We start from the raw sequence: 22,565 nt of genomic DNA, 5'->3' as shown, positions 1-22,565 counted from the left end.
GGCGTCGCCGAGGCGGCCGGCGATCCGGTAGCTGACGGGCTGGTAGGAGGTCCACCACTGGGAGCCCTGGATGTGCTCCTGGGGCGGGGAGACCTCGACGAAGCCGTAGCCCTTGGGACCGAGGGTGGTCGTGCACTCGTTGGCGACGGAGGTGTACTTCCACTCGAAGAGGGTGGCGGTGACGGTCTTGCTGCCGGGCGGGGTGGCCTGGGCGGCAGGGGTCAGGACGAGGCCGGTGCCCACGGTGAGTCCGAGGGCGGTGGCGGCGGTGAGGGCGCCGACCGTACGCGGTCGGCGGCGTCCGTGCGCACGCGCGCGGGTGGGGTTGTCCACGGTGTCTCCTGGTGGCTGGGGGCAGCCGTCGGGGTGGGTGGAGAGACTCGGCGGATGGGGCGGGAGTGCTTGACCCGCAAGACCGTTCCGTTGCTTGCTGCAAGCTTCATGAAACTTGCTGGAAACTTGCTGTCTGCAGAAAGTAGGGGTCTGACCGGACGCCGTCAAGACCCCGGGCCCGACAGGTCGCCGCCGGTCCCGGCGGGGAACCCCCGCCGCCGTGCGGACGCCCGTGCGCGGCCGTCGTGGGGCGACCGTACCGGCCCGGGTCCGGCCGGCGCCCCGCCCCCCGGGGCCCGCCCCTCCCGGATCCCGCCCCTCCCGGATCCCGCCCCTTCGCCGCCCCGCCGTACCGCCGCGCACCGGTGCCGCCCCCGTCCGCGCCGGTGCCGCCGCGCCTCGGTCTTTCTGATGCAGCATCAGCTTTTTTACAGGTGGAGCCGTATTGTCAATTCCCCGGCGCGGTGCCAGCCTTGAGGACGAGCGGGAGGGGCCCGGAGCGCCCCGACCCCCGCGGAGCCGCCGAGGAGGCACCCCCATGACGTCGACCGGCCCGGCACCCGCCGGGGAGACCGCGGCCCCCTGGCGGGACCGCAAGCGGTACGCCTGGCTGCTCGGCCTTGCCGTGCCCACCCTGCCGTTCCAGGCCGGGGCGCTCGCCGCCGCCACCGGCCAGGGCCTCTGGTGGTGGTGGGGCCCCGTCTTCGCGTTCGTGCTCATCCCGGTCCTGGACCGGCTGATCGGCACCGACGCCGAGAACCCGCCCGAGGCCGCGATGCCCGTCCTGGAGCGCGACCGCTACTACCGCTGGTGCACCTACCTCTACCTGCCCCTGCAGTACGCCGCCCTCGTCTGGGCCTGCGTCCAGTGGACCCGCCCGGAGCTGTCCGCCGCCGACCGCACCGGCCTGGCCGCCACCGTCGGCGTCGTCGCCGGGGTCGCCATCAACACCGCCCACGAACTCGGCCACAAGCGCGAGTCCCTGGAGCGCCGCCTCGCGCGCGTCGCCCTCGCCCAGACCTGCTACGGCCACTTCCACGTCGAGCACAACCACGGCCACCACATCCGGGTCGCCACCGCCGAGGACCCCGCCAGCTCCCGGCTCGGCGAGAGCTTCTGGGCGTTCCTCCCGCGCGCCGTCGCGGGCAGCGCCCGCTCCGCGTGGCGGCTGGAGGCCCGCCGCCTGGAGCGCCGCGGCCGGCCGGTCTGGTCCCGGGAGAACGACGTGCTCACCGCCTGGGCGATGTCCGCCGTCCTGTTCGGCGCGCTCACCGCCGCCTTCGGGCCGGCCGTCCTGCCCTACCTCGCGCTGCAGGCCGTCCTCGGCTTCTGCCTGCTGGAGAGCGTCAACTACCTGGAGCACTACGGCCTGCTGCGCGAGCGCCGCCCCGACGGCCGGTACGAGCGCGTCGCCCCCCGCCACAGCTGGAACAGCAACAACACCACCAGCAACATCTTCCTGTACCAGCTCCAGCGCCACTCCGACCACCACGCCAACCCGCTGCGCCGCTACCAGACGCTGCGCCACTTCGACGAGGCGCCGCAGCTGCCCTCCGGGTACGCCTCCATGATCGTCCTGGCGTGGGCCACGCCCCTGTGGCGCCGCGTCATGGACCCGCGCGTCCTCGCCCACTACGGCGGCGACGCCACCCGCGCCAACCTCCACCCCCGGCTGCGCCGCCGCCTCGCCGAGGCCGCCGCACCCGCCGCGGGGACGGCCGGGGCGGCCTGACCCGCCCCCCGCCGGCCGCCGGGGCCCCGTCCCCCCGCCGGGGCCCCGGCACCCGGGCGCCCGGGACCCGCGCGCCCGGGACCCCGCCACCGCGACCTGGCAGACTCCTCCCCGTGACCGCCGAACCCCTGCACCGCGTCTACCGCCGCGAACTGCGCGAGGCCGCGCTCGACGCCGCCCGCGACGCCGTCGTGGAACGCGGCTGGGGCGCGGTCCGGATCTCCGCCGTCGCCACCCGCGTCGGCGTCTCCCGCCCCACCCTGTACCGGGAGTTCGGCAGCAGGGAGGGGCTGGGGCGGGCCCTGGTGCAGCGGGAGGCCGAGGGGTTCCTCGCCGCGGTCGCCGAGGCGCTCGCCGCCCACCCCGGACGGGTCGGGGACGCGGTCGAGGCGGCGCTGCGCGCCGTCTTCCGCCAGGCGGACGCCAACCCGCTCCTCGCCGCCGTCCTGACCGCCTCGCACACCGGCGCCGACACCGGCCTGCTGCCCCACCTGACGACCGAGCCGGACGCCGTCCTCGAGCCGGCCCGCCGCCTGGTGGCCGCCTGGCTGGCCGGGCAGCGGCCCGCCCTGCCCGTCGCGGAGGCGGACGAGGCCGCGGATGTCCTGGTCCGGCTGACCCTCAGCCACCTCCTCCAGCCCTCGCCGGGCGGTGACGCGCCCGCCGCCCTCGCCCGCCTCGCGGAGCGGCTGACGGGCGGAGCGGCTGACGCGCCGACGGGCTGACGCGTCGGCGGTCCGGCGGTCCGGCGGTCCGGCGGCCCGGCGGTCGGCCGGGAGCCGGGGCCCGCGTCCGCGGCCCCGCGCGGGTGCCGCCGGCCCCGGACGGGACGGGATCCCCGTCAGTCGAGCCGCGCCGCCAGGATCGCGATGTCGTCGTCGTTCCCCTCGCCGAAGCGGGCCAGCATGAGGTCGCAGAGCAGTTCCAGGTCCTCCGGCCCGGCCGACGCGGCCGTGGCGAAGGCGGCCAGCCGCTCGTCCAGGTCGGTGCGCCGCTCCTCCACCAGGCCGTCGGTGACCAGCAGCAGCCTGCTGCCCGCCGCCACCGGGTATGGGACCGCCGGGGGGTGCGGCAGGCCGAGGCCCAGGAGGGGGCTGTGCGGCCGCAGGTAGCCGCCCGCGCCGTCCGGGCCGATCAGCAGCGGGGGGATGTGCCCGGCGTTCGAGACCCGGACCTCCCGCCGGTCCGGGCTCACCAGCACCAGGCACACGGTCACCGTCACCCCCGGGCGGGAGCGGACGAGGAAGGTGTCCAGCCGCTCCAGGACCGCCTCCGGCGGATGGCCCTCCATGGCGTAGGCGCGCAGGGCGTGGCGCACCTCGCCCATGACCGTGGCCGCCGACAGCGAGTGGCCCGCGACGTCGCCGATGGCCAGCAGCAGCCCGCCGGAGGTCTCCACGGCCTCGTAGAAGTCGCCGCCGATCTCGGTCTGCTCCGCCGCCGGGCGGTAGCGCACCGCCAGCTCCAGTCCGGGCACCCGCGGCAGCCGGCTCGGCAGGAAGGTGCGCTGCAGGGTCAGAGCGAGGGAGTGCTCCTCGCTGTAGGCGCGCAGCGCCTCCAGCGACAGGGCGCAGGCGTGCGCCAGCTGGATCAGCAGGTTCCGGTCGTCGGAGGACCGGGCGGTGTCCGCCTGCACGGCCAGGCACAGCGGGGGCCGGTCCCGCTTGGTGCGGGCCGCGGCCACCAGCAGCTCCCCGTCCATCGGCGCACCGGGCAGCAGCGGCCGCCACACCTCCTCGGGCACCGTCGCCGTCCTCGCGCCGGTGGCGCTGCCGAGGACGAGGTCGCCCAGCCGCGCGTGCGCGTCGGCGGCGGCCGGCGCGGGGAGCGTCAGGGCGCCGGGGGTGGGGGCGACCGTGCACAGCGCCTCCTCCTGCGGGGTGAGCAGGACGGCGGCGGCGGGCTGCCCGAGCAGGACGGCGGCGCCGGCGGCGGCCGCGGCGGCCAGCGGCCGCGCGGCGGGGGCGCTGTAGACGTCGAGGGTGATCCGGTTCAGGGCGGTGACGCGGGCGGCGAGGTCCTCGGCCCGGCGGCGGGCGCGGGCGTACCGGAGCACGGCCGCGACCGTGGCCAGCAGCTCCTGCGGGTCGATGGGCTCGGCGAGGTAGGCGTCGGCGCCCCGGTCGAGGCCCTGGGTGCGGTCGGTGACGGCGATCGCGGTGGCGGACACGTGGATCACCGGCACGCCCGCGGTGCGCGGGTCCGCCTTGAGGCGCTCGCACACCTGGAAGCCGCTGAGGTCCGGCAGCCGCACGTCGACGACGGCGACCTCCGGTGCGTCGGGGCCGTCCTGCCAGGCGGCCCGCAGCCCCTCCTCCCCGTCGCCGGCCTCGACCACGCGGTGGCCGGCGCGCCTGAGCCAGGTGGTGAGGATGTACCGGTTGACGGCGTTGTCGTCGACGACCAGCACGGTCGCGGGGGCGCCGTCCGGCGCGGGCGCGTCGTTGCGGGCGCGCGCGCCCTCCCGCGTCCCGAAGGGGTCCGGCGCGGGCGCCACCGCGGTGCTCCGGGCGCCCTGCGGGCCCGGTGCATCCGGCGTGCCCGGTGTGTCCGGTGTGTGCGGCGCGCACGGGGCGTCCCCGTTCACTGCGCCTCCTTCCCGCCCCGGCCGCCGGCGCCCCCGCCCGCCTGCTCCGTGCCTGTCCGCCCCGTTCCCGTCGGACCGGTTCCTGCCCCGGACGGGCCGCCCAGAAGCACCTCGGCCAGCCGCTCGTAGGTCAGGCCGCCCTTCCGCAGCACGGCCCGGGCGTGCGCCAGCCGGTCCCGGTCGACCGCGTCGTCGGGGGCCGCGGTGACGACGACCAGGGGGACGCCGCCCACCTCCGGTCCGGCGCCCGCCAGCTCCCGGGCGGCCGCGTAGCCGTCGGTCCCGGGCATCTGGAGGTCCAGGAGCACCGCGTCCGCGCCCTCGCGCCGCACCGCCTCGGCGATGCCGGTCGCCCGGTCGAGCTCCACGACCCGGTCGGCCAGCCGTTCCAGGACCGGCCGGACGACGGCCCGGAACGCCGGGTCGTCGTCGACGCAGAGGAGCACGCCGAGCGGCCGCGGCCCGTCCGCGGGGCCCGCACCGGCAGGCTCCGCCGCGGGCACCGGGCCGTCCGCCGGCGCCGGCCCGGCGGGGGCCTCCGGCTCCGGGCGGACCGGCAGCCGGACCACCACGGTGGTGCCCCGGCCCGGTTCGCTCGTCAGCGCCAGCGTCCCGCCCAGCAGCTCGGTCAGCCGCCGCGCGTACGGCAGCCCCAGCCCGGTGCCGGACCGGCCCCGCTGGTGCGGCCCCTGCACCTGGTAGAACTCCTCGAAGACCCGCTCCTGCTGGTCGTGCGGGATGCCCACCCCCGTGTCGCGGACGGTGAACAGCATCCACTCCCGGCCGCCCGCGGACTCGGTGCCCACGTCGAGCGAGACCTCGCCCGCCTCGGTGAACTTCAGCGCGTTGGACAGCAGGTTCCGCAGGATCCGGGTGAGCATCACCTCGTCCGTGACCGGCTCGGGCACCCCGGCGGGACCGGCCACCGACAGCCGCACGCGCCCGCCCGGGGAGGAGGGGCGCATGGTCCCCTGCAGCTGCCCGAGCAGGACCCCGAGGTCCACCGGCGCCTGCTGCGGCCGCAGCTGGCCCGACTCCGCCTTGGCCACGTCCAGCAGCTCGTCCACCAGCGCCAGCAGCGTGCTGCCCGACCCGGCGATCAGCGACACCTGCTGCCGCTGGTCGGCGTCCAGCGGCCGCGAACCCGGCGCCAGCAGCAGCCGGGCGAGGCCGATCACCGAGTTGATCGGCGACCGCAGCTCGTGGCTGACGGTGGCCCAGAACCGGGTCTTGGCCTCGCTCACCTCCTGCAGGCGGCGGGTCTTGTCCTCCAGCTCCGCGTAGAGCGCCACCACGCCGCTGTTGGTCTCCTCCAGCTCCTGCGACAGCTCGTTGTACAGCGCCAGGACGCCCTGGTTGGTCTCCTCCAGCTCCTGGTTGAGCAGGTGGAGCTCCTCGCGCTGCGCCCGGACGTCCTCCAGGGCGGCGATCAGGTCGTGGGTCTGGGCGCGCATCCCGGCGGAGAGGGTGTCCCCGGCGGTCGGGCCGAGCATCGCCCGCACCCGGTCCGCCCAGGCGCCGTGCGGGTCGGCGCCCGCGGGCAGGTCCTGCTCGACGGCGATGCTGCCGCCCTGCCCGGCCGGCACGTGGCGGATGCGGGGGACCAGGCGCGCGGCCGACGCCAGCGACTCCGGCGACGGGGGCGGCCCGTCCTGCCAGCGCAGCGTCACCACCAGGGTCGCCGCGGCGCCGCCGCGCACGGAGAACGCCGTGGTCACGGCGGTGCACTCCAGGCGGTCGCGGCCCAGCTCGCTGAGGGCGGTGGCCAGCCGCACTTGGTCCTGCCGCTCCAGCCCCAGGGCCTCGGCGGCCACCAGGCCGCCGCGCCGCAGGAGGAAGACGTCCTGCTCGGTGGCGAGCGCCGCCACCGGCCGCCATCGCATGTCGGGCGCCACGTCGCTCACCACAGCCCCTTCGCGACCACGATCCCGGCGTCGTCCCGGCGCAGGCCCGCCTGCTGGAGCAGGTGGCCGGCCAGGACGACGGGGGAGTGGCGCAGCAGGCCGCCCGGCAGTCCCGGACCCCACCGCTCGGTCAGGCCGTCGGAGTGCATCACCAGGGCGCTGCCGGGCGGCAGCGCCGCCTCGAAGGTCCGCAGGCCCCGCATCTGGTGGCCGGCGATGCCCGGCACGGACAGCAGGCCGCTGCGGGCGTCCGGCCGCACGAGGAAGCCGCTGATGTTGCCGACCCCGCAGTACAGCAGGCGTCCCGCCGCGGGCTCGATCCGGGCGACCGCGACGGCGCCGCCCCGGGTGCCGCGCAGCGCGGTGTGGACGTCCCGGAGGACCGCCTCGGGAAGGGCCGCCCGGGACTCCCGGAAGGCGTGGACGGCGGCCTCGCCGGCGCGGGCGGCGAGCGGGCCGTGCCCCAGCCCGTCGCAGAGCAGGATCAGCACCGCCGGGCGCCCGTCCCCGGCGCCGCCCGCTCCGGTGCCCGCGGCGGCGTCCGCCCCGACGGCCGGGTCGAGCTTCGCGGCCCAGGTGTCGCCGCAGACCTGCTCGCCGCTGATGGGGCGGGTGAGCCCCGCCACCGGCGGCTCGTCGGCGGGGGCGTCGAGGACGGCCTGTCCGGTCGAGGTGTCCCGCGCCCAGAACCGCGCGGCCAGCACCGTGCCGCGCCCCGGTGTCGACTGGAGGTCGAAGGCGTCCGCCATGCGGCCCACCACGCCCAGGCCGATGCCCAGGGTGCCGGCGCTCGACACGCCGTCGCGCAGGGCCGCGGCCACGTCGGCGATGCCGGGCCCGCTGTCCATGGCCACCAGCTCCACCGCCGCCCGCCCGCCCGAGCGCAGCACGCGCAGCAGCACCGAGCCGTCGACGGCGTGCCGGCCGATGTTGGTGGCGATCTCCGTGGCGGCGAGGGCCACCTCGGAGGCGCGCTGACCGTCGAGGCCGATCCGGCGGGCCAGTGCGGCGGCCGCGCCCCGCACGGCGCCGGGCAGGGCATCGTCGTCGCGGAACCAGGCCACGTCCTCGCTGCCGAGCAGTTCCGGGCCGGTCACCGGGCCCACTTGACCACCGAGACGGTGGTGCCGCGGCCTACCTCGGTCTCCAGGTGGAACTCGTCCACCAGCCGCCGGGCCCCGCTGAGCCCCAGCCCCAGGCCGCCGCCGGACGTCCAGCCGTCGGTCAGGGCGAGGTCGATGTCGGGGATGCCCGGACCCGAGTCCTCGAACGAGGCGGCGACCCCGGTCCGGCCGCCCCGGGTGACCAGGCCGGCGCTGACCGAGCCGCCGCCGCCGTACACGAGGGTGTTGCGGGCCAGTTCGCTCGCGGCGGTCACCAGCTTGGTCTGGTCCACCAGCGAGAGGCGGCACTGCAGCGCCAGCGCGCGCACGAGGTGGCGCACCCGCACCACGTCGTCGTTGCGCTCGATGGGCTGCCGCGTCGTCCCGCCCTCCGGGACAAGGGTGCCGGTCACGCCGGGTCCGCGTCCGGGAGGCCCGACCTGCGTCGCAGGATGGCCAGGCCCTTCTCCAGGTCGAGGGCGGTGCGGACGCCGCCCAGGGACAGGCCCAGCTCCACGAGCGTGATCGCCACGGCGGGGCGCATGCCCACGACGACGGTCTCGGCGTCCAGCATGCGCGAGATCGATGCGGTGGTGGCGAGCATCCGGCCGACGAAGGAGTCGACGATCTCCACGGCCGTGATGTCGATCACGACGCCGCGGGCGCCCGTCGCCACGATCCGCTCGGCCAGGTCCTCCTGGAGGTCCATGACCGTCTGGTCCTCCAGGTCCATCTGGATGGACACCAGCAGGACGTCCCCGATCCGCAGGACCGGCACACGCTCGCTCACCGGCGCTCACCGGCCTTGGCGACGACGGAGGCGCCGGTGCGGCCCAGGGCGTGCCGCAGCGCGTCGGCCAGGCTGGCCTTGGTCACGATGTCGCCGAACTCGATGCCGAGGGCGACGATCGTCTGCGCGATCTGCGGGCGGATGCCGGAGACGGTGCACTCCGCGCCCATGAGCCGGGCGGCGACGATCGTCTTCAGCAGGTGCTGGGCGACCTGGGTGTCCACCGCGGGCACGCCGGTGATGTCGATGATGGCCTGCTCGGAGCCGGTGTCCACCAGCGCCTGGAGCAGCTTCTCCATCACCACCTGGGTGCGGGCCGAGTCCAGGGTGCCGACCAGCGGGACCGCGATGACGCCGTCCCAGATCTTCACCACCGGCGTCGACAGCTCCAGCAGCTGCTCGGCCTGGGCGGAGATGATCTCCTCGCGGGTCTGCGAGTAGGCCTCCATGGTGAAGAGGCCGAACTCGTCCAGCAGCCGGCTCAGCCGCAGGTAGGCGCCGATGTCGGCACTGGACCCGCTGGTGAGCCCCGGCTCCAGCACCTCCTTGAGCGCGAAGACGCTGACCGCGGTCTCGCCCGGCGTGAAGCCCTGGCGGGCGCGGTTGCGGGAGATCTCGGTGAGCAGCGCCCGGACCTCGGAGAAGTTCTCGTCGTGGACCCCGCCGGCGCCCCGGCGCAGCGCCTCGACCAGCGCGTCGTACAGCTCGCGCAGCTCGCGGTCGAGCTCGACGGTGCTCATCCGGTTCCGCAGGGAGGTCGACACCCGCTCGACCCAGGCCTCGGCGAGCCGTCCGCCGTCCGCGGAGAGCAGGTTCGCCAGCCGCTCGGAGAAGTCGGGTCCGACCACGTGGCGCACTCCTTAAGTCATTGACCCATGGCAACGATGGGATCCTGCGAAAGCGTACGGCATCGTTCCCGGCCTGCGGGGCGCGGCCGTGCGCGGGCCCCCGGCTCCGGGCCCGACTGTATCCCTCGTCTGCGGGCGGGTAGGGTCCCGGGCGGGGCGGTCGCGGTCGCAGAGGGGCGCGCGCACCCCTGACCGCCGTGAACGAGGGGGGCGACGTGGACTCCGTACAGCCGCACACCTCCGGAGGGCCACCGCTCCGGGCGCGCTTCGACGGCTCCCCGGGCACCGTGGGGGAGGCTCGCCGCCTGGCCGCGGAGCACCTCGCCGCCGCGGGCGCCGGACCCCACGACGCCGAGCGCGTCCTGCTGGTCGTCTCCGAGCTCGTCACCAACGCCGTCCGCCACGCGCCCGGCCCCTGCGTGCTGACGGTGGACGCCGGTCCCGGCGCCGTCCGCGTCGCCGTCCAGGACACCAGCCCCGTCCGCCCCGACCCCCGGCCCGCCGACCTGAGCACGGGCACCGGCGGCTTCGGGATGCACCTGGTGGCGCAGCTCTCCCGCCGCCTCACCGTGGAGGACGCCGCCCACGGCACGGGCAAGAGCGTCGTCGCCGTGGTGGACACCGGCCCCGCCTGAGGCGCGGCCCGCGCCGCCGCGGGCCGCCGCGGACCCCGCACCGCCGCGCACCCCGCGGTGCCGGCCCTCAGGCGATGTCCACCGTGGTCAGCTCGGTGAGCCCGGAGACGGTCAGCACCGGCCCCAGCAGCGCCGGGGCGACCAGGTGGATGCGCTCGGCGTGGGTGAACAGCGTGATCAGCCCGGCGCTGTCGAGGTACTCGACGGCGGTCAGGTCCACGACCAGGCGGCCCGAGGCGGGCACGGCCCCGGCGACCGCGGCCGTGAACTCCCCGGCGTTGCTCATGTCGATCTCGCCCGCGGCCGTGAGGACCGGGGTCCCGTCCGGCCGTCTGCCGGTGTCGAGGCGGAGCCGAGTGGTCATCTGCCGATCCTCGTCTGCATGTCGACGGTGGTCCCGCCGTCACCGGTGTCGATGGTCACCTGCTGCATCAGTGCACGCATGAGGGTCAGTCCCCGGCCCCGGTGGGCGTTGGAGCCGGGATCGGGCGTCTTCCAGCGCCCGGAGTCGGCGACGGTCAGCCGCAGCCCGTCCGCGGTCGCGGTCGCGGTGAGCCGCACCTGCTGCCCCGGGTGGTCGCGGTGCCCGTGCTCGATGGCGTTCGCGCAGGCCTCGCCGGCCGCGACGAGCACGCCCTGCGCCTGCCGGGGCGGCAGGTCGCAGCGGGCCAGCCACTCCCGCAGCGCGCCGCGGACCTGGGCCAGCCGGCCGGACTCCGCGGGGAACGAGACCTCCAGCGGCCCCGGGTGGCGGTACAGGAGGAAGGCCACGTCGTCGTCGTACCCCCCCTCCGGGGCGAGCCGCTCCATGAGCCGCACCGCCAGCTCCTCCAGCGGGGCGCCGCGGCCGCCGCCGACCGCGGCCGCCGCCTGGTCCACCCCGGCCGTCAGCGGCCGGCGCCGCCGCTCCACCAGCCCGTCGGTGTACAGCAGCAGCGTGGACCGGGCCGGCACGGTGCGCTCGGCCTCGGGCCTCGGGTGCCCCGGGCGCACGGCCAGCGGGGTCGAGCGGCCCCCCTCCAGCAGCTCGGTGCGCCCGTCCGGGTGGGCGAGGATGCCCGGGGGGTGCCCGGCGCTGGAGTACACCAGGCGCCCGCTGCCGGGGTCGAGGATGCCGCAGAAGACGGTGGTGCACAGCGCGCCGGGCACGAGCGCGGCGAACCGGTCCAGTGAGGTCAGGGTCTCCGCCGGACCGGAGGCCTGCAGCAGCAGCGCGCGGCAGGCGCTGCGCAGCTGCCCCATCACCGTGGCGGCGGACAGGCCGCGCCCCACGCAGTCGCCGACGACGATCCCGATGCGGCCGTCCGGCAGCTCCACGGTGTCGTACCAGTCGCCGCCGACCTCCAGCGGGCGGGTGGCCGGCTCGTAGCGGACCGCGAACCCGGAGGGGAGCCGGTCCGGGCCGAGGATGGCCCGCTGCAGGGTGAGGGCGACCTCGCGCTGCTGGTCGGTCTGGTGGGCGCGGCGCAGCGCCTGGCCGAGGTGCCCGGCCAGCAGTCCCAGCAGCGTCGGGTCCTCGTCGCCGAAGGGGCGGGCGGGATCGGGTTCGAGCCACAGGGACAGCAGGCCCTCGGGGTGGTCCAGGGTGACCCCGAGGCCCGCGGGGTCCTCCGAGGCGGCGGGGTGCAGCGGCGGGTGGCCGCGCAGGGCCTCGACCGCCCGGCGCCTCTGCTCCGGCAGGTCCTGCCACCGCAGGCCGCCGTCCGGGCCGGTCACGGCCGGCTCGCCGCCGCCGCCGCGCCAGGTGACGGCGAGCACGGACCGGGTGTGCCACAGCCCGCCCAGCGCGTCCAGCGCCGCCCGGACGGCATCCGGCACGCTGGACGCCTGGGACAGCCGCACGCTCATCGCGGTGAGCGCCGCCTCCCGCTGCGCGGCGAACCGCTCCGCGGTGACGTCGCGGACGGTCCCCACGCGCATCTGCTCGCCGGTCTCGGGGTCCTCCACCGTGCTGAAGGTGGCCGCCACCCAGATCCGGTGCCCGTCGCGGTGCAGCACCGGGACGGTGAAGCTGCCGCGCCGGTCGCCCATCAGCTGCGCGTACGCCTCGCCGGCCCGCTCGTGGGCCTCGGGGTCGACCGACGGCGCGGGCCACCACGGGTACTGCGGGGGGTAGGGCAGGCCCTCCGGCCCGTAGCCCAGGATGTCGGTGAAGGCGGTGTTGATCTCGACGACCGCGCCGTCCGAGTCGCAGACGAAGAACCCCTCCTGCAGCGACGCCACCATGGCCGCCCGCCACCCGGCGTGGTGGTTGCGCACCCGGGCCAGCTCCAGGTTGGTCCGGACCCGGGCGAGGAGGTCCTGGGCGGAGAACGGCTTGACCAGGTAGTCGTCCGCGCCCGCCTCCAGCCCCTCGATCGAGGCCTCTTCGCCGGCCCTGGCGGAGAGCAGCAGGACCGGGATCCCGGCGGTCCGCGGGTCGGCGCGCAGCGCCGCCACCAGCTCCAGGCCGCCCATGCCCGGCATCATCACGTCGCTCACGACGAGGTCGGTCCGGCCGAGGCGGGCCTCCGCCAGGGCGGCCAGGCCGTCGGGGACCGCGGTGACGCGGTAGCGGGGCTCCAGCAGCCGCGCCAGGTACTCGCGCATGTCGGCGTTGTCGTCGGCGACCAGCACCCGCGCGCCCTGCCGCGCCCCGCCGTCCCGTGCCGTGCCGTCCTGCGCCGCGCCGTCCGGCCCGCCGTCGCCCTCCTGCGGGTGCCGCCCCGCCCACGGCGGCCCCTCCGGCGGCTCCTGCGCCGCGGACGGCCGCGGCAGCCACCGCAGCGCCTCCTGCACGAACGGCTCCGCGGTGGCGGAGACGGCGGCCGGGCCCGGCTCGGCCAGCCGGTCCGCCGGGAGGTGGGCGTGGCCGAAGGGCAGCCGGACGGTGAAGACCGTCCCCGCCCCCTCGACGCTGTCGGCGGTGATCGTGCCGCCGTGCAGCCCCACCAGCTCCTGCACCAGCGCGAGGCCGATGCCGCTGCCCTCCTCCGACCGGGAGCGGACGTTCGGGATGCGGTGGAAGCGCTCGAACAGCCGCGGCATCTCCTCCGCCGCGATCCCGGTGCCCGTGTCCGAGACCCGCAGCACCGCCTGCCCGTCCTCCGTGCCGAGCGCGACCCGGATGGCACCGTCGAAGGTGAACTTCAGCGCGTTGCTCAGCAGGTTGAGGACCACTTTCTCCCACATGCCGCGGTCGAGGTGCACCGGCTGCGGCAGCGGGGGGCAGTCCACCTCGAACGCCAGGCCGGCCCGCTCCACCGCCGAGCGGAAGACGCTGGCGAGCTCGGCGGTGAACACCGAGAGGTCCACCGGCTCGTAGCGGGCCTGCATCCGGCCCGCCTCGATGCGGGAGAAGTCGAGCAGGGTGGTGACCAGCCGGCCCATCCGCAGCCCGTTGCGGTGGATGACCTCCACCTGCTCGCGGACGTGCTCGTCGAACCCGGACAGCTCCGCGCGCAGCTCCTCCAGCGGCCCCATGATCAGGGTCAGAGGGGTGCGGAACTCGTGGCTGATGTTGGAGAAGAACGCGGTCTTGGCCCGGTCCAGCTCGGCCAGCTCCTCCGCCCGGTGCTGCTGCACCTGGTAGGCCACCGCGCCGTTGACCAGCGCCGCCGTGTGCTGGGCGACCAGGTCCAGGAAGGTCCGGTACGCCTCGTCCAGGGCCCGCCCGGCGCTCGCCGCGAGGACGATCACCCCGACCGGCTCCGCACCGGTCTCGCCGGGCAGCGGCAGCACCACGGCTTCGGCCGGGGGCCGGCCCCAGCTGCCGCCGGGCAGCTCGCCGAAGCGCGCGGCCAGGTCGCCCACGGTCGCGGCCCGCCCGGTCCGCAGCACCTCCTCCAGCGGCCACCCGCCGGGGCCGCCGGGCAGCGGGACCGGGTCCGCGCCGGCCGGGCTGCTCGCGGCCAGGACCAGGCCGCCGGTGTCCGGGCTGCGCAGGTGGACCGCCGCGTACGGCACGTCGGCCGAGGCCCGCTCCAGCGCCGCGGCGACCAGCCCGCAGGCCTCCCCGACCGTGCGGGCGGTGCCCGCCTGGGCGCCCAGGTCCTGCAGGGCCGCCAGCCGCCGCTCGCCCACGACGCGCTCGGTGGTCTCGTTGACGGCGGTGAACGCACCGCGGACGGTGCCGCAGTCGTCGTGGATCGGGCTGTAGGAGTAGGTCCAGTAGGTCTCCTCCCAGTAGCCGTGCCGGTCCATCGGCAGCAGGAGGTCCTCCGACCAGGTGGCCTCGCCGGTCTCCAGCACCGACTCCAGCATCGGGCCCACGATGTGCCAGATGTCCCCCCACACCTCCGCCCCCGGCCTGGCCAGCGCGGGGTGCTTCGTCCCCAGCAGCGGCAGGTAGGCGTCGTTGTAGGCGAAGCGCAGGTCCGGGGCCCACCACACGATCATCGGGAACCGGGAGGTCAGGCAGATCCGGAGGGCGGTGCGCATGCTCTCCGGCCACGACGCGGGATCACCCACCGGCGACGCCGCCCACGGGTAGTCGCGCACCCGCCGCGCCATCTCGCCCTTGCCCGGGAACAGCCTGCCGGGTGACTCGGTGTGCTCCGCGCTCATGCCTCGTCCACTCCGTCTCCTGCCTCCGTGCCGGGCCCGTGCCCGGGACCGCCTGCCCCTCGCGCCGCCGGCCAACCGGTTCCCGGCGGCCTGCGCCGCAGGTGCGGGGCCGGTTCCGTAGGATAGGCCAGCCGGGCCCCGTGTCCGGCGCCTCCCCCGTCCCGGGGGGCGGACCGGGCGAGGAGGACACACCCGCATGCCGACCGCGGACAGCGCAGCGCGCGGCGGGACCGCCCGCCGCCCCGCCGGACCGCCCCGCCGCCGGGCCGGGTGACCGGCCCCCTCCGGGGCATACGCTTCCGCGCGTCACCTCCGCCCCGGCCGTCCCCCCGCCCGCGCCCCGTCTAGGAGATCCCCAGGTGCCCGACTCCGACCAGCCCGACCCCCGTCCGCACGGCCCCGGCGCCCCCGGCCCGGGCCTCGGCGGCCCGGGCTCCCACGGCTTCGGCCCGGCCGACTCCGGCCTCGCCGTGACCGTGGGGGCCGCCCCCGGCGGGCCGAGCCTGGTGACCGTCGCGGGCGATCTCGACCACCACACCGCCCCCCGCCTGCAGGCCGCCCTGGCGGAGGTCGTCCTCGCCCCCGGCGCGGGCCTGGTCCTCGACCTCTCCGGCCTCACCTACTGCGACTCCATCGGCATCACCGTGCTGGTGGGGGCGCACCAGCGCGCCCGGGCCGCCGGGGCCGCCCTCGCCCTGGCCGGCCTCGACCCCGACATCAGCCGGGTCTTCCACGTCGTCGGCCTCGACCAGATCCTCTCCTTCCACGGGAGCGTCGAGGAGGCCGTCCGGGCCGTCGGCCCCGACGCTCACTGACCCCTCCGCCCGGAGGACGCCGGTCCGCAGGCGGCGCCGACGCGCCGGGCGGCACCCGTGCCGGGCGGCGCTCACCACTCCCGGGCGGCCTCCCGCAGCCGGTCGCCCACGGCGGCCAGCAGGGGCGGGTGCCCGCCCCCGGCCCGGCGGGCCAGGTGCAGGGTGTTGATCGGCGGCTCCGGCGGGTCGAGCAGGGCCACCACCTCGCCGCGGGCCAGGCCCTCCGCGCACAGGTAGCGGGGCAGCACGCTCACCCCGGCGCCCGCCGCGACGGCCGCCAGCACCCCCCGCAGGTCCGGGACGACCACGGCGGCGGCCCCGGCGGGCCGGGAGCCGAAGACACCCCGCCAGTACCGGCGCACGATCGGCAGGTCCTCGGCGTACGCCACCAGCGGGACCCCGCGCAGCGCCGCCGCGCCCTCCGAGGCCACCCGGTCCGCGCCGATCCGGGCCGCCGTGCCGGGCGACGCCACCAGCACGAACTCCTCGTCGGCCAGCGGCTCCGCCGCAACCCCCCGCACCCGCGGCCGCACGCTGGAGACCACCAGGTCGTGGCGGCCCGCCACCAGCCCCGCCAGCAGGTCGTCGGCCAGCCCGACGGAGACCCGCAGCCGCAGGCCCCGGTCCACCAGCGGCGCCAGCGCCGGCAGCACCAGGGCGGTCAGGAACTCCGCCGGTCCCCCCAGGTGCACCGTGCCGGCCGCCGGGTCCGCCCCGCCCCGGGAGGCGGCGACCTCCGCCAGCGCGTCCAGGGGCTGCGCCACCCGCGCCGCCAGCTCCTCCGCCGCCCCGGTCGGGGCGGCCCCGCGCGGCAGCCGCTCGAACAGCGGGTGCCCCAGGTCGCGCTCCAGTGCGCGCACCTGCGCCGTCACGGTGGGCTGGGACAGGCCCAGCCGGGCCGCGGCCGAGGTGAACGACCCCGCCCGGTAGACCTCCAGGAACGTCCGCAGCAGCATCAGGTCCACGCGCCGCCGCCCTCCTCCCGCGGCCCGGCCGCCCCCGGACGGCCCGCCATCGGATCCCCTATGCCTCCGGGCGGCCCATCCTATTGGCCGCCGATGTGCGGGGATGCCTACGGTGGGGGACGTGACCCCGGTGGGCGGTGCCCGATCCGCCCGTTCCCGTGAAAGGCGAACCATGTCCCAGAACAGCGCGGCCCCCCAGGGCGGAACCGGCGAGAACACCATGCGGGCGATGGCCTACGAGACCTACGGCGGCAGCGAGGTCCTCGCGCCCGCCCGCCTCCCGCGCCCCAAGGTCGGCCCCGGCGAGGTCCTCGTCCGGGTGCGCTGCGCCGCCGTGAACCCCGTGGACTGGAAGCTCATGGCGGGCGGCCTCGACGGGCTCATGGACACCGTCTTCCCGGTCGTCCCCGGCTGGGACGTCGCCGGTGTCGTCGAGCAGGTCGGCATCGACACCCCCGAGTTCTCCGTCGGCGACGAGGTGGTCGCCTACGCCCGCAAGGACTACGTCCACGGCGGCACCTTCGCCGAGCTGGTGACCGTGCCCGTGCGCGCCCTCGCGGCCAAGCCCGCCTCGCTGAGCTGGGAGCAGGCCGCGGGCCTGCCGCTCGCCGGCCTCACCGCCTACCAGCTCCTCACCCGCCTCGGCACCGGCTCCGGCGACACCGTGCTCGTCCACGGCGCCGCGGGCGGCGTCGGCTCCCTGGGCGTGCAGATCGCCCGCGCCCTGGGCGCCCGCGTCATCGGCACCGCGTCCCCCGGCAACCACGACCGGCTGCGCGCCCTCGGCGCCGAGCCGGTGGCGTACGGCGAGGGCCTGCCCGACCGGGTCCGCGCCCTGGCGCCGGAGGGCGTCGACGTGGTCGCGGACTTCGTCGGCGGCGTCCTCGACGCGACCCTGGCGGTGCTCCGCGAGGGCGGCCGGCACGCCTCCATCGCGGACGACTCCGTGATCGGCGCCGGCGGCCAGTGGATGTGGGTGCGGCCGAGCGGCGAGGACCTGGCGGCCCTGGGCGCGCTCGCCGACGAGGGGAGGCTCACCGTCCCGGTCGAGCGGACCTTCCCCCTGGAGGAGCTGGCCGACGCCTTCGAGCTGAGCCGCGGCGGCCACGTCCACGGCAAGATCGTCGTCAAGGTCTGACGCCGCGGCGGGCCCGGTGCGGCGGTGCGGCCGTCACGCCGGGCCCGCCCCCCGCGGGTGCCCTCCGCCCGGCCCCCGCCGCTAGGGTGACGGCGTGTTCACGACCCGACCCACCCTGCAGGGCACCTTCGGCATGGTGTCGTCCACCCACTGGCTCGCCTCGCAGTGCGCCATGGCGGTCCTGGAGGAGGGCGGCAACGCCTTCGACGCCGCCGTCGCCGCGGGCTTCGTCCTCCACGTCGTCGAGCCCCACCTCAACGGCCCGGCGGGCGAGGTGCCGATCCTCCTCGCCCCGGCCGGCGGCCCGCCGAGGGTCCTGTGCGGGCAGGGGCCCGCCCCGGCCGGGGCCACCGTGGAGCACTGCACGGGCCTCGGACTCGACCTGGTGCCCGGCACCGGCCCGCTGGCCGCCGCCGTCCCCGGCGCGTTCGACGCGTGGATGCTGCTGCTCCGCGACCACGGCACCCGCACGCTCCGCCAGGTGCTGCGGTACGCCGTCCACTACGCCGAGGCGGGCCACCCCGCCGTCGAGCGGATCGGCGCCACCGTGGAGAGCGTCCGCACGCTCTTCGAGGAGGAGTGGACCGACTCCGCCGCCCTCTGGCTGCCCGGCGGCCGGTCCCCCCGGCCCGGCGCCCTCCTGCGCAACCCCGCCCTCGCGGCGACCTGGCAGCGCCTCACCGCCGAGGCGGAGGCCGCCGCCACCGGCAGGGAGGAGCAGATCGAGGCCGCCCGCCGCGTCTGGCGGGAGGGCTTCGTCGCCGAGGCCCTCGTCCGCGCCGCCGCCCGGCCCGCCCTGGACACCTCGGGGGAGCGCCACGCCGGCACCCTCACCGGCGACGACCTGGTGTCCTACCGCGCCTCCTACGAGGAGCCGGCCACGTACGACTGGAACGGCTGGACGGTGTGCAAGGCGGGCCCCTGGAGCCAGGGCCCCGCCATGCTCCAGCAGCTCGCCCTGCTGCCCGACGGCTTCGGTCGCGACGGCACCCGGCCGGGCACCGACGCGTACGTCCACACCCTCGCCGAGGGCACCAAGCTCGCCATGGCCGACCGCGAGGCCTGGTACGGCGACGCCGCCGAGGTCCCGCTCGAGGCCCTGCTCTCCCCGGCCTACGCCGAGGCGCGGCGGGCCCTGGTGGGGGAGCGCGCCGACCTCGGCCTGCGGCCCGGATCGCCCGACGGCCGGACGCCCCGGCTGCCCGCCCACGTCCTGCGCGCCGCCGCCGACCCCGCCGACGGCCCCGGCGCCCTGCCGTCGGGAGCGGGCGAGCCCACCGTCGCCCGCGACGGCGCCACCCGCGGCGACACCTGCCACGTCGACGTCGTGGACCGCTGGGGCAACATGGTCGCCGCCACGCCCAGCGGCGGCTGGCTGCAGTCCAGTCCCGTGGTCCCCGAACTCGGCTTCCCGCTGGGCACCCGGCTGCAGATGGCGTGGCTGGAGCCCGGCCTGCCCAACACCCTGACCCCCGGCCGCCGCCCCCGCACCACGCTCAGCCCCTCGCTGGCGCTGCGCGACGGGGAGCCCGTCATGGCCTTCGGCACGCCCGGCGGCGACCAGCAGGACCAGTGGGGCCTGCACTTCTTCCTCGGCGCCGCGCTCCTGCCGCCGGTCCGGGGCGGCCTGGACCTCCAGGGCGCCGTCGACGCGCCGGGCTGGCACACCGACGCCTTCCCCAGCTCCTTCTACCCGCGCACCACGCTGCCCGGAAGCCTGGTCGTGGAGGACCGCCTCGGTGAGGAGGCGGTCGCCGGACTGCGCCGCCGCGGCCACCGGGTCACCCTCGCCGGCCCCTGGTCCGAGGGGCGCGTGTGCGCCGTCGCCCGGGACCCGCGGACGGGCGTCCTGTCGGCGGCGGCCAACCCGCGGGGCATGCAGGGCTACGCGGTCGGCCGCTGAGCCCCCGGGCCGCCGGGCCGCCGGGCCGCTGAGCTGCCGGGCCCCCGGGGCTCGGACGGCCGCTGGCGGGCGGCGGGGCGACGGGCGGCCGCGCGAGCGGGCGGCCGGCGGCCGTGGGGCGGGCGGTGCGGAACGGAGGAGTCCGGAACAGGTCTCCGGGAACGGCATCCGCCCGGGCGGCCCGGCCCGAAGAAGGACCGGAGGGGCCGGTCCTCCACCCCCACGGCGGCCGGCCCCTCGTGCGTGCGGTCCGCGCCCCGCGTGCGCCCCGTCCGGCCCCGCCCCCGCCCCGCCCCGTCCGGCCCCCGTCCATCCCCGCCCCGTCCCGCCCGTGCCCCGGTCGGACGAGCCGGATGGCGGGCGCCGCCGCCGCGGGATGGGATGGAACGGTCGGCCCGTGCGCGCTGGGGCCGGCTGCCGCGACCCCCGTACCCGGCAGGCAGCGCGCAGCAGCGCCCCCGGCCGCCCGGCCCGCGGGGGCCCTCTCCGGAAGCGAGACCCAGCATGATCGTCAAGAAGCTCCACGACTCGGGCATCCGCGCCGAGCACGCCTACGCCGCCGGCTTCGCCTCCATCGGCCTGTCCCTCATCTCCTGGGCCGTCTCCATGAGCGTGGAGAAGAAGGGCGAGGAGCGGGCCGACCGCTGGGGCATCTTCATCGGCGAGTGGGCGCCCACCTTCTTCGGCCTCGGCCTCGCCCTCTCCACCTACGAGAAGAAGTAGCCCGCCCGGCGACGGCGCCCCCTCGGGCGTCCCGCGGCCCGCGCCGCCCCGCCCGGGGCGGCGCGGGCCGGCGCCATGACGGCGTCACACCGCCGGGGCACCGCCGGCGGACTCCCCGGCGGCCCGCAGCGGCTCGTAGCAGTCGTAGTTGCGCTGGGCCGCGATCCTCCCGTCGCGGATCTCCAGGAACGTGGCGATGTGGGCCCGCAGGACGTGCCCTGCGGGCAGCGGCCCCATCGCCTCGGCGAGGACGCCCTCCCAGCGGACCTCCAGGGCGACCCGGTCGTCCGACGCGACGGCGTCCAGCACCTCGAAGCGCTGCCCCGACAGCCGCCGCAGGCCGCGCTCGGCCGCCTCGCACAGTCCGGCGACGTCGCGGACCGCCCCGTCGGGGAACAGCAGGTTGGGGAGTTCGCGGTGGACCGCGTCGGGGGTGAAGAAGCGGGCGAGCTCCTCGCCCGAGGCGCCGGCGGCGACGGCGTCGTGGTAGCGGACGGCCAGGTCGATGTGGGGGTGCTGATGCGTGTCCATATGGACAACAGTAGTTGTGCAACCTTGGTTGTCAAATGTAGTGTCGTGCCATGGCAGCCCCCTCCGCCCCCGACGCCCCCCGGCCCGCCGACCTCGACACCGGCACCCTCTCCCTCCTCGCCGGGTTCGCCGCCGCCGACCTCGTGCAGGCGGCCCTCGCCCGCGAGGGCTTCGGCGACCTGCGCTTCTCCCACGGGTACGTCTTCCAGCAGCTCGTCGCCGCCGACCCCACCGTCGGCGACCTCGCCGCCGCACTCGGCATGACCCAGCAGGGGGCCTCCAAGGCGGTGGCCGAACTCGAGGGCCTCGGTTACACCGAGCGCGTCCCGGACCCTCGCGACGCCCGCGTGCGGAGGGTGCGCCTCACCCCGCGCGGCAGGGCGGCCGTCGAGGCGGCCCGACGGGCGCGCGCGGACCTGGAGGACCGCCTCGCGCGGCGCTGGGGCGCCGGGCGCCTGGCGGAGGTGCGGGAGCTGCTGGCCGGGCTCCTGGAGGAGACGGGCGGCGCCGACGCGGTCCGCCGCCGCCAGGTGCTCCCGCCGCGCTGAGAGGACCGCCGAACGGGTGCCGTCGGACCAGGTCGGGGCCGTTTCGGGGGACGGCGTGCGCTTCCCTTCGCACGTCCTGCACACTGTCGTCAGAGCCCGCCGGGCCACCCGGCCCGGTCGCACGCGGACGGCGCGGCACGCCGTCCGCCGGGCCGCCCCGTCGACACCCGCGGAAGGCCCTCCCGAACCGGTGAACACCCTCCTGTCCATCGAACGCGCACTGCGCGCCGCAGCGCCGCACAGACTCCTGGACGTGCTGCGGGACGCGCTCGCCGACCACTACGCCGCCCTCGCCACCGACCTGCTGATGGCCGACTACGGCCTCACCGTGCTGCAGCCCGTGACGCTCCTGCCCCACACCGCCAAGGCCGTGCCCGTGCACTCCAGCGCCGCCGGCCGCGCGTTCGGGTCCCAGCAGCCCCACGCCGAGCAGCACGGGGACGGCACCTGTACCCTCCACGTCCCGGTCAGCGTCCGCGGCGACCGGATCGGGGTGCTGAGCGTCGTCCTCCCGGAGGCGCCCGGCCCGCGGACGGTGGAGGAGGTCGCCGAGATCGCCGAGATCGCCGCGCACCACGTCGCCGTCGCCGAACGGGACACCGACCTGTACCTCCAGGCCCGGCGCAGGAGCCGCCTGACCCTGGCCGCCGAGATGCAGTGGCAGCTCCTGCCCGGCCGGTCCTGCGCCCGTCCCGAGTACACCGTCGGCGCCCAGCTGGAGCCGGCCTACCACGTCCGCGGCGACAACTTCGACTGGTCCGCGGACGCCGACCACCTCACCGTCGCGGTCACCAACGGCATGGGCGACGGCATCGCGGCGTCCCTGCTCACCAGCCTCGCCGTCAACGCGCTCCGCAACGCCCGGCGCGCCGGCATCCCCCTGGCGGACCAGGTGGCCCTGGCGGACCAGGCGGTCTGGGCCCAGTACCGGGGCGAGCGCTACGTCTCGGTGCTGCTCATGCGCTTCGAGCTCGCCACCGGCCGGGTGGAGGTCGTGGACGCCGGGTCGCCCCGGGCGTTCCTGGTCCGGGACGGGGAGGCGGCGCCGCTCTCCTTCGACGCGCAGCTGCCGCTCGGCATGCTGGAGGAGACCCTGTACGCGGTCCAGGAGACGCGGGTCGAGCCCGGCGACCGCCTCGTCGTCGTCAGCGACGGCGTCCACGCCGCGGCCTCGGCCCAGGGGGAGCAGTACGGCGAGCGGGCCCTCGCCCGCGCGGTGCTCGCGACCCGGCTGCTGCCGCCCGCCGACGTCCCGCGCGCCGTCCTGCGCGAGCTGGCGGGGCACCGCGGAACGCTCCCGGTCGAGGACGACGCGGTGGTGCTCTGCCTGGACTGGCGGGGGCGCCAGTCCTGAACGCACGCCGGGAGGCGGCGTCCCGGGGCGGCGCGGCGCACCGGTGTGGGGGGCGACGGCGGGTGACGCACCGGCGGGCGGCGGGCCGGCGGACGGCGGGCCGGCGGGCCG

At 77.2% G+C, this 22,565-nt stretch carries 19 protein-coding genes and 1 pseudogene; 9 read left to right on the top strand and 11 right to left on the bottom strand.

What is annotated here, in order from left to right:
* A pseudogene (locus LO771_RS15170) lies at positions 1 to 243 on the bottom strand (glycosidase); the annotation flags it as partial.
* Between the two features lie 628 nt (positions 244 to 871).
* Between LO771_RS15170 and LO771_RS15165 the strand changes: the two are divergent.
* Both LO771_RS15165 and LO771_RS15160 read left to right on the top strand, forming a co-directional pair.
* Positions 872 to 2,065, top strand: coding sequence for an alkane 1-monooxygenase (locus tag LO771_RS15165; RefSeq protein ID WP_230652591.1), 1,194 nt, complete (start codon positions 872 to 874; stop codon positions 2,063 to 2,065).
* 113 nt (positions 2,066 to 2,178) lie between these two features.
* Positions 2,179 to 2,790: a TetR family transcriptional regulator gene (locus tag LO771_RS15160; protein ID WP_230652589.1), complete on the top strand. Its 612-nt coding sequence runs from the start codon at positions 2,179 to 2,181 to the stop codon at positions 2,788 to 2,790.
* Positions 2,791 to 2,906: 116 nt separating this feature from the next.
* Here LO771_RS15160 and LO771_RS15155 read toward each other — a convergent pair whose 3' ends face one another.
* The 6 genes from LO771_RS15155 to LO771_RS15130 form a co-directional block, all read right to left on the bottom strand.
* Positions 2,907 to 4,475: a fused response regulator/phosphatase gene (locus LO771_RS15155; RefSeq protein ID WP_230652626.1), complete on the bottom strand. Its 1,569-nt coding sequence runs from the start codon at positions 4,473 to 4,475 to the stop codon at positions 2,907 to 2,909.
* A 173-nt stretch (positions 4,476 to 4,648) separates the two neighbouring features.
* Entirely contained in the window at positions 4,649 to 6,556 is a 1,908-nt protein-coding gene (locus tag LO771_RS15150; RefSeq protein ID WP_230652587.1) for a hybrid sensor histidine kinase/response regulator, read from the bottom strand.
* Entirely contained in the window at positions 6,553 to 7,662 is a 1,110-nt protein-coding gene (locus LO771_RS15145; RefSeq protein ID WP_230652585.1) for an ATP-binding SpoIIE family protein phosphatase, read from the bottom strand. Before LO771_RS15145 ends, LO771_RS15150 begins: the two co-directional genes overlap by 4 nt.
* Entirely contained in the window at positions 7,650 to 8,072 is a 423-nt protein-coding gene (locus tag LO771_RS15140) for an ATP-binding protein (RefSeq protein WP_230652584.1), read from the bottom strand. The genes LO771_RS15145 and LO771_RS15140 overlap by 13 nt, the downstream gene beginning before the upstream one ends.
* A complete protein-coding gene (locus LO771_RS15135) occupies positions 8,069 to 8,449 on the bottom strand; it encodes an STAS domain-containing protein (protein ID WP_230652583.1) in 381 nt (126 codons plus the stop codon). Before LO771_RS15135 ends, LO771_RS15140 begins: the two co-directional genes overlap by 4 nt.
* A complete protein-coding gene (locus LO771_RS15130) occupies positions 8,446 to 9,297 on the bottom strand; it encodes an STAS domain-containing protein (RefSeq protein ID WP_230652581.1) in 852 nt (283 codons plus the stop codon). The genes LO771_RS15135 and LO771_RS15130 overlap by 4 nt, the downstream gene beginning before the upstream one ends.
* Before the next feature lie 215 nt (positions 9,298 to 9,512).
* On the opposite strand from LO771_RS15130, the gene LO771_RS15125 reads away from it, so the two are divergent.
* The gene (locus LO771_RS15125) at positions 9,513 to 9,932 is read left to right on the top strand and encodes an ATP-binding protein (protein ID WP_230652579.1); all 420 of its coding nucleotides are present in this window, start codon (positions 9,513 to 9,515) and stop codon (positions 9,930 to 9,932) included.
* A 67-nt stretch (positions 9,933 to 9,999) separates the two neighbouring features.
* Here the strand turns inward: LO771_RS15125 and LO771_RS15120 are convergent, their stop codons facing one another.
* Both LO771_RS15120 and LO771_RS15115 read right to left on the bottom strand, forming a co-directional pair.
* Positions 10,000 to 10,296, bottom strand: coding sequence for an STAS domain-containing protein (locus LO771_RS15120; RefSeq protein WP_230652577.1), 297 nt, complete (start codon positions 10,294 to 10,296; stop codon positions 10,000 to 10,002).
* Positions 10,293 to 14,477, bottom strand: coding sequence for a SpoIIE family protein phosphatase (locus LO771_RS15115; protein WP_374228175.1), 4,185 nt, complete (start codon positions 14,475 to 14,477; stop codon positions 10,293 to 10,295). The genes LO771_RS15120 and LO771_RS15115 overlap by 4 nt, the downstream gene beginning before the upstream one ends.
* A 359-nt stretch (positions 14,478 to 14,836) precedes the next feature.
* Here LO771_RS15115 and LO771_RS15110 point away from each other — a divergent pair, with 359 nt between their 5' ends.
* Positions 14,837 to 15,292 carry an STAS domain-containing protein gene (locus tag LO771_RS15110; protein ID WP_230652575.1) on the top strand — a complete coding sequence of 152 codons (456 nt, stop codon included), beginning with the start codon at positions 14,837 to 14,839 and terminating at the stop codon, positions 15,290 to 15,292.
* A gap of 71 nt (positions 15,293 to 15,363) precedes the next feature.
* Here the strand turns inward: LO771_RS15110 and LO771_RS15105 are convergent, their stop codons facing one another.
* On the bottom strand, positions 15,364 to 16,248 hold the full coding sequence (locus tag LO771_RS15105) for a LysR family transcriptional regulator (protein ID WP_230652622.1): 885 nt from the start codon (positions 16,246 to 16,248) through the stop codon (positions 15,364 to 15,366).
* 229 nt (positions 16,249 to 16,477) lie between these two features.
* On the opposite strand from LO771_RS15105, the gene LO771_RS15100 reads away from it, so the two are divergent.
* The 3 genes from LO771_RS15100 to LO771_RS15090 all read left to right on the top strand — a co-directional run bounded on the left by LO771_RS15100 (position 16,478) and on the right by LO771_RS15090 (position 20,021).
* Entirely contained in the window at positions 16,478 to 17,395 is a 918-nt protein-coding gene (locus tag LO771_RS15100) for an NADP-dependent oxidoreductase (protein WP_230652620.1), read from the top strand.
* A 94-nt stretch (positions 17,396 to 17,489) separates the two neighbouring features.
* Positions 17,490 to 19,298: a gamma-glutamyltransferase family protein gene (locus LO771_RS15095; RefSeq protein ID WP_230652573.1), complete on the top strand. Its 1,809-nt coding sequence runs from the start codon at positions 17,490 to 17,492 to the stop codon at positions 19,296 to 19,298.
* 504 nt (positions 19,299 to 19,802) lie between these two features.
* A complete protein-coding gene (locus LO771_RS15090) occupies positions 19,803 to 20,021 on the top strand; it encodes a hypothetical protein (RefSeq protein WP_230652571.1) in 219 nt (72 codons plus the stop codon).
* Positions 20,022 to 20,105: 84 nt separating this feature from the next.
* On the opposite strand, the gene LO771_RS15085 is transcribed toward LO771_RS15090, so the two are convergent.
* On the bottom strand, positions 20,106 to 20,552 hold the full coding sequence (locus LO771_RS15085) for a nuclear transport factor 2 family protein (RefSeq protein ID WP_230652569.1): 447 nt from the start codon (positions 20,550 to 20,552) through the stop codon (positions 20,106 to 20,108).
* A 50-nt stretch (positions 20,553 to 20,602) separates the two neighbouring features.
* Between LO771_RS15085 and LO771_RS15080 the strand changes: the two genes are divergently transcribed.
* Both LO771_RS15080 and LO771_RS15075 read left to right on the top strand, forming a co-directional pair.
* Complete coding sequence (locus tag LO771_RS15080) at positions 20,603 to 21,100, top strand: MarR family winged helix-turn-helix transcriptional regulator (protein ID WP_230652568.1); 498 nt, start codon at positions 20,603 to 20,605, stop codon at positions 21,098 to 21,100.
* A 190-nt stretch (positions 21,101 to 21,290) separates the two neighbouring features.
* The gene (locus tag LO771_RS15075) at positions 21,291 to 22,454 is read left to right on the top strand and encodes a PP2C family protein-serine/threonine phosphatase (RefSeq protein ID WP_230652567.1); all 1,164 of its coding nucleotides are present in this window, start codon (positions 21,291 to 21,293) and stop codon (positions 22,452 to 22,454) included.
* Positions 22,455 to 22,565 lie beyond the last annotated feature (111 nt).

It is taken from the genome of Streptacidiphilus sp. ASG 303, from assembly GCF_020991365.1.
Lineage (GTDB): Bacteria > Actinomycetota > Actinomycetes > Streptomycetales > Streptomycetaceae > Peterkaempfera.
Note: the sequence above shows the minus strand (reverse complement) of the source record. Positions and strands in the feature narration are given on the sequence as shown.

What these genes read in the sequence shown, in the direction of transcription:
- LO771_RS15165 (WP_230652591.1), top strand. Translation starts at nt 872, where the DNA reads ATGACGTCGACCGGCCCGGCACCCGCCGGGGAGACCGCGGCCCCCTGG.
- LO771_RS15120 (WP_230652577.1), bottom strand. Translation starts at nt 10,296, where the DNA reads ATGACCACTCGGCTCCGCCTCGACACCGGCAGACGGCCGGACGGGACC.
- LO771_RS15115 (WP_374228175.1), bottom strand. Translation starts at nt 14,477, where the DNA reads ATGAGCGCGGAGCACACCGAGTCACCCGGCAGGCTGTTCCCGGGCAAG.
- LO771_RS15105 (WP_230652622.1), bottom strand. Translation starts at nt 16,248, where the DNA reads ATGCTGCTGCGGACGTTCCTGGAGGTCTACCGGGCGGGGTCGTTCACC.
- LO771_RS15100 (WP_230652620.1), top strand. Translation starts at nt 16,478, where the DNA reads ATGCGGGCGATGGCCTACGAGACCTACGGCGGCAGCGAGGTCCTCGCG.
- LO771_RS15090 (WP_230652571.1), top strand. Translation starts at nt 19,803, where the DNA reads ATGATCGTCAAGAAGCTCCACGACTCGGGCATCCGCGCCGAGCACGCC.
- LO771_RS15085 (WP_230652569.1), bottom strand. Translation starts at nt 20,552, where the DNA reads ATGGACACGCATCAGCACCCCCACATCGACCTGGCCGTCCGCTACCAC.
- LO771_RS15080 (WP_230652568.1), top strand. Translation starts at nt 20,603, where the DNA reads ATGGCAGCCCCCTCCGCCCCCGACGCCCCCCGGCCCGCCGACCTCGAC.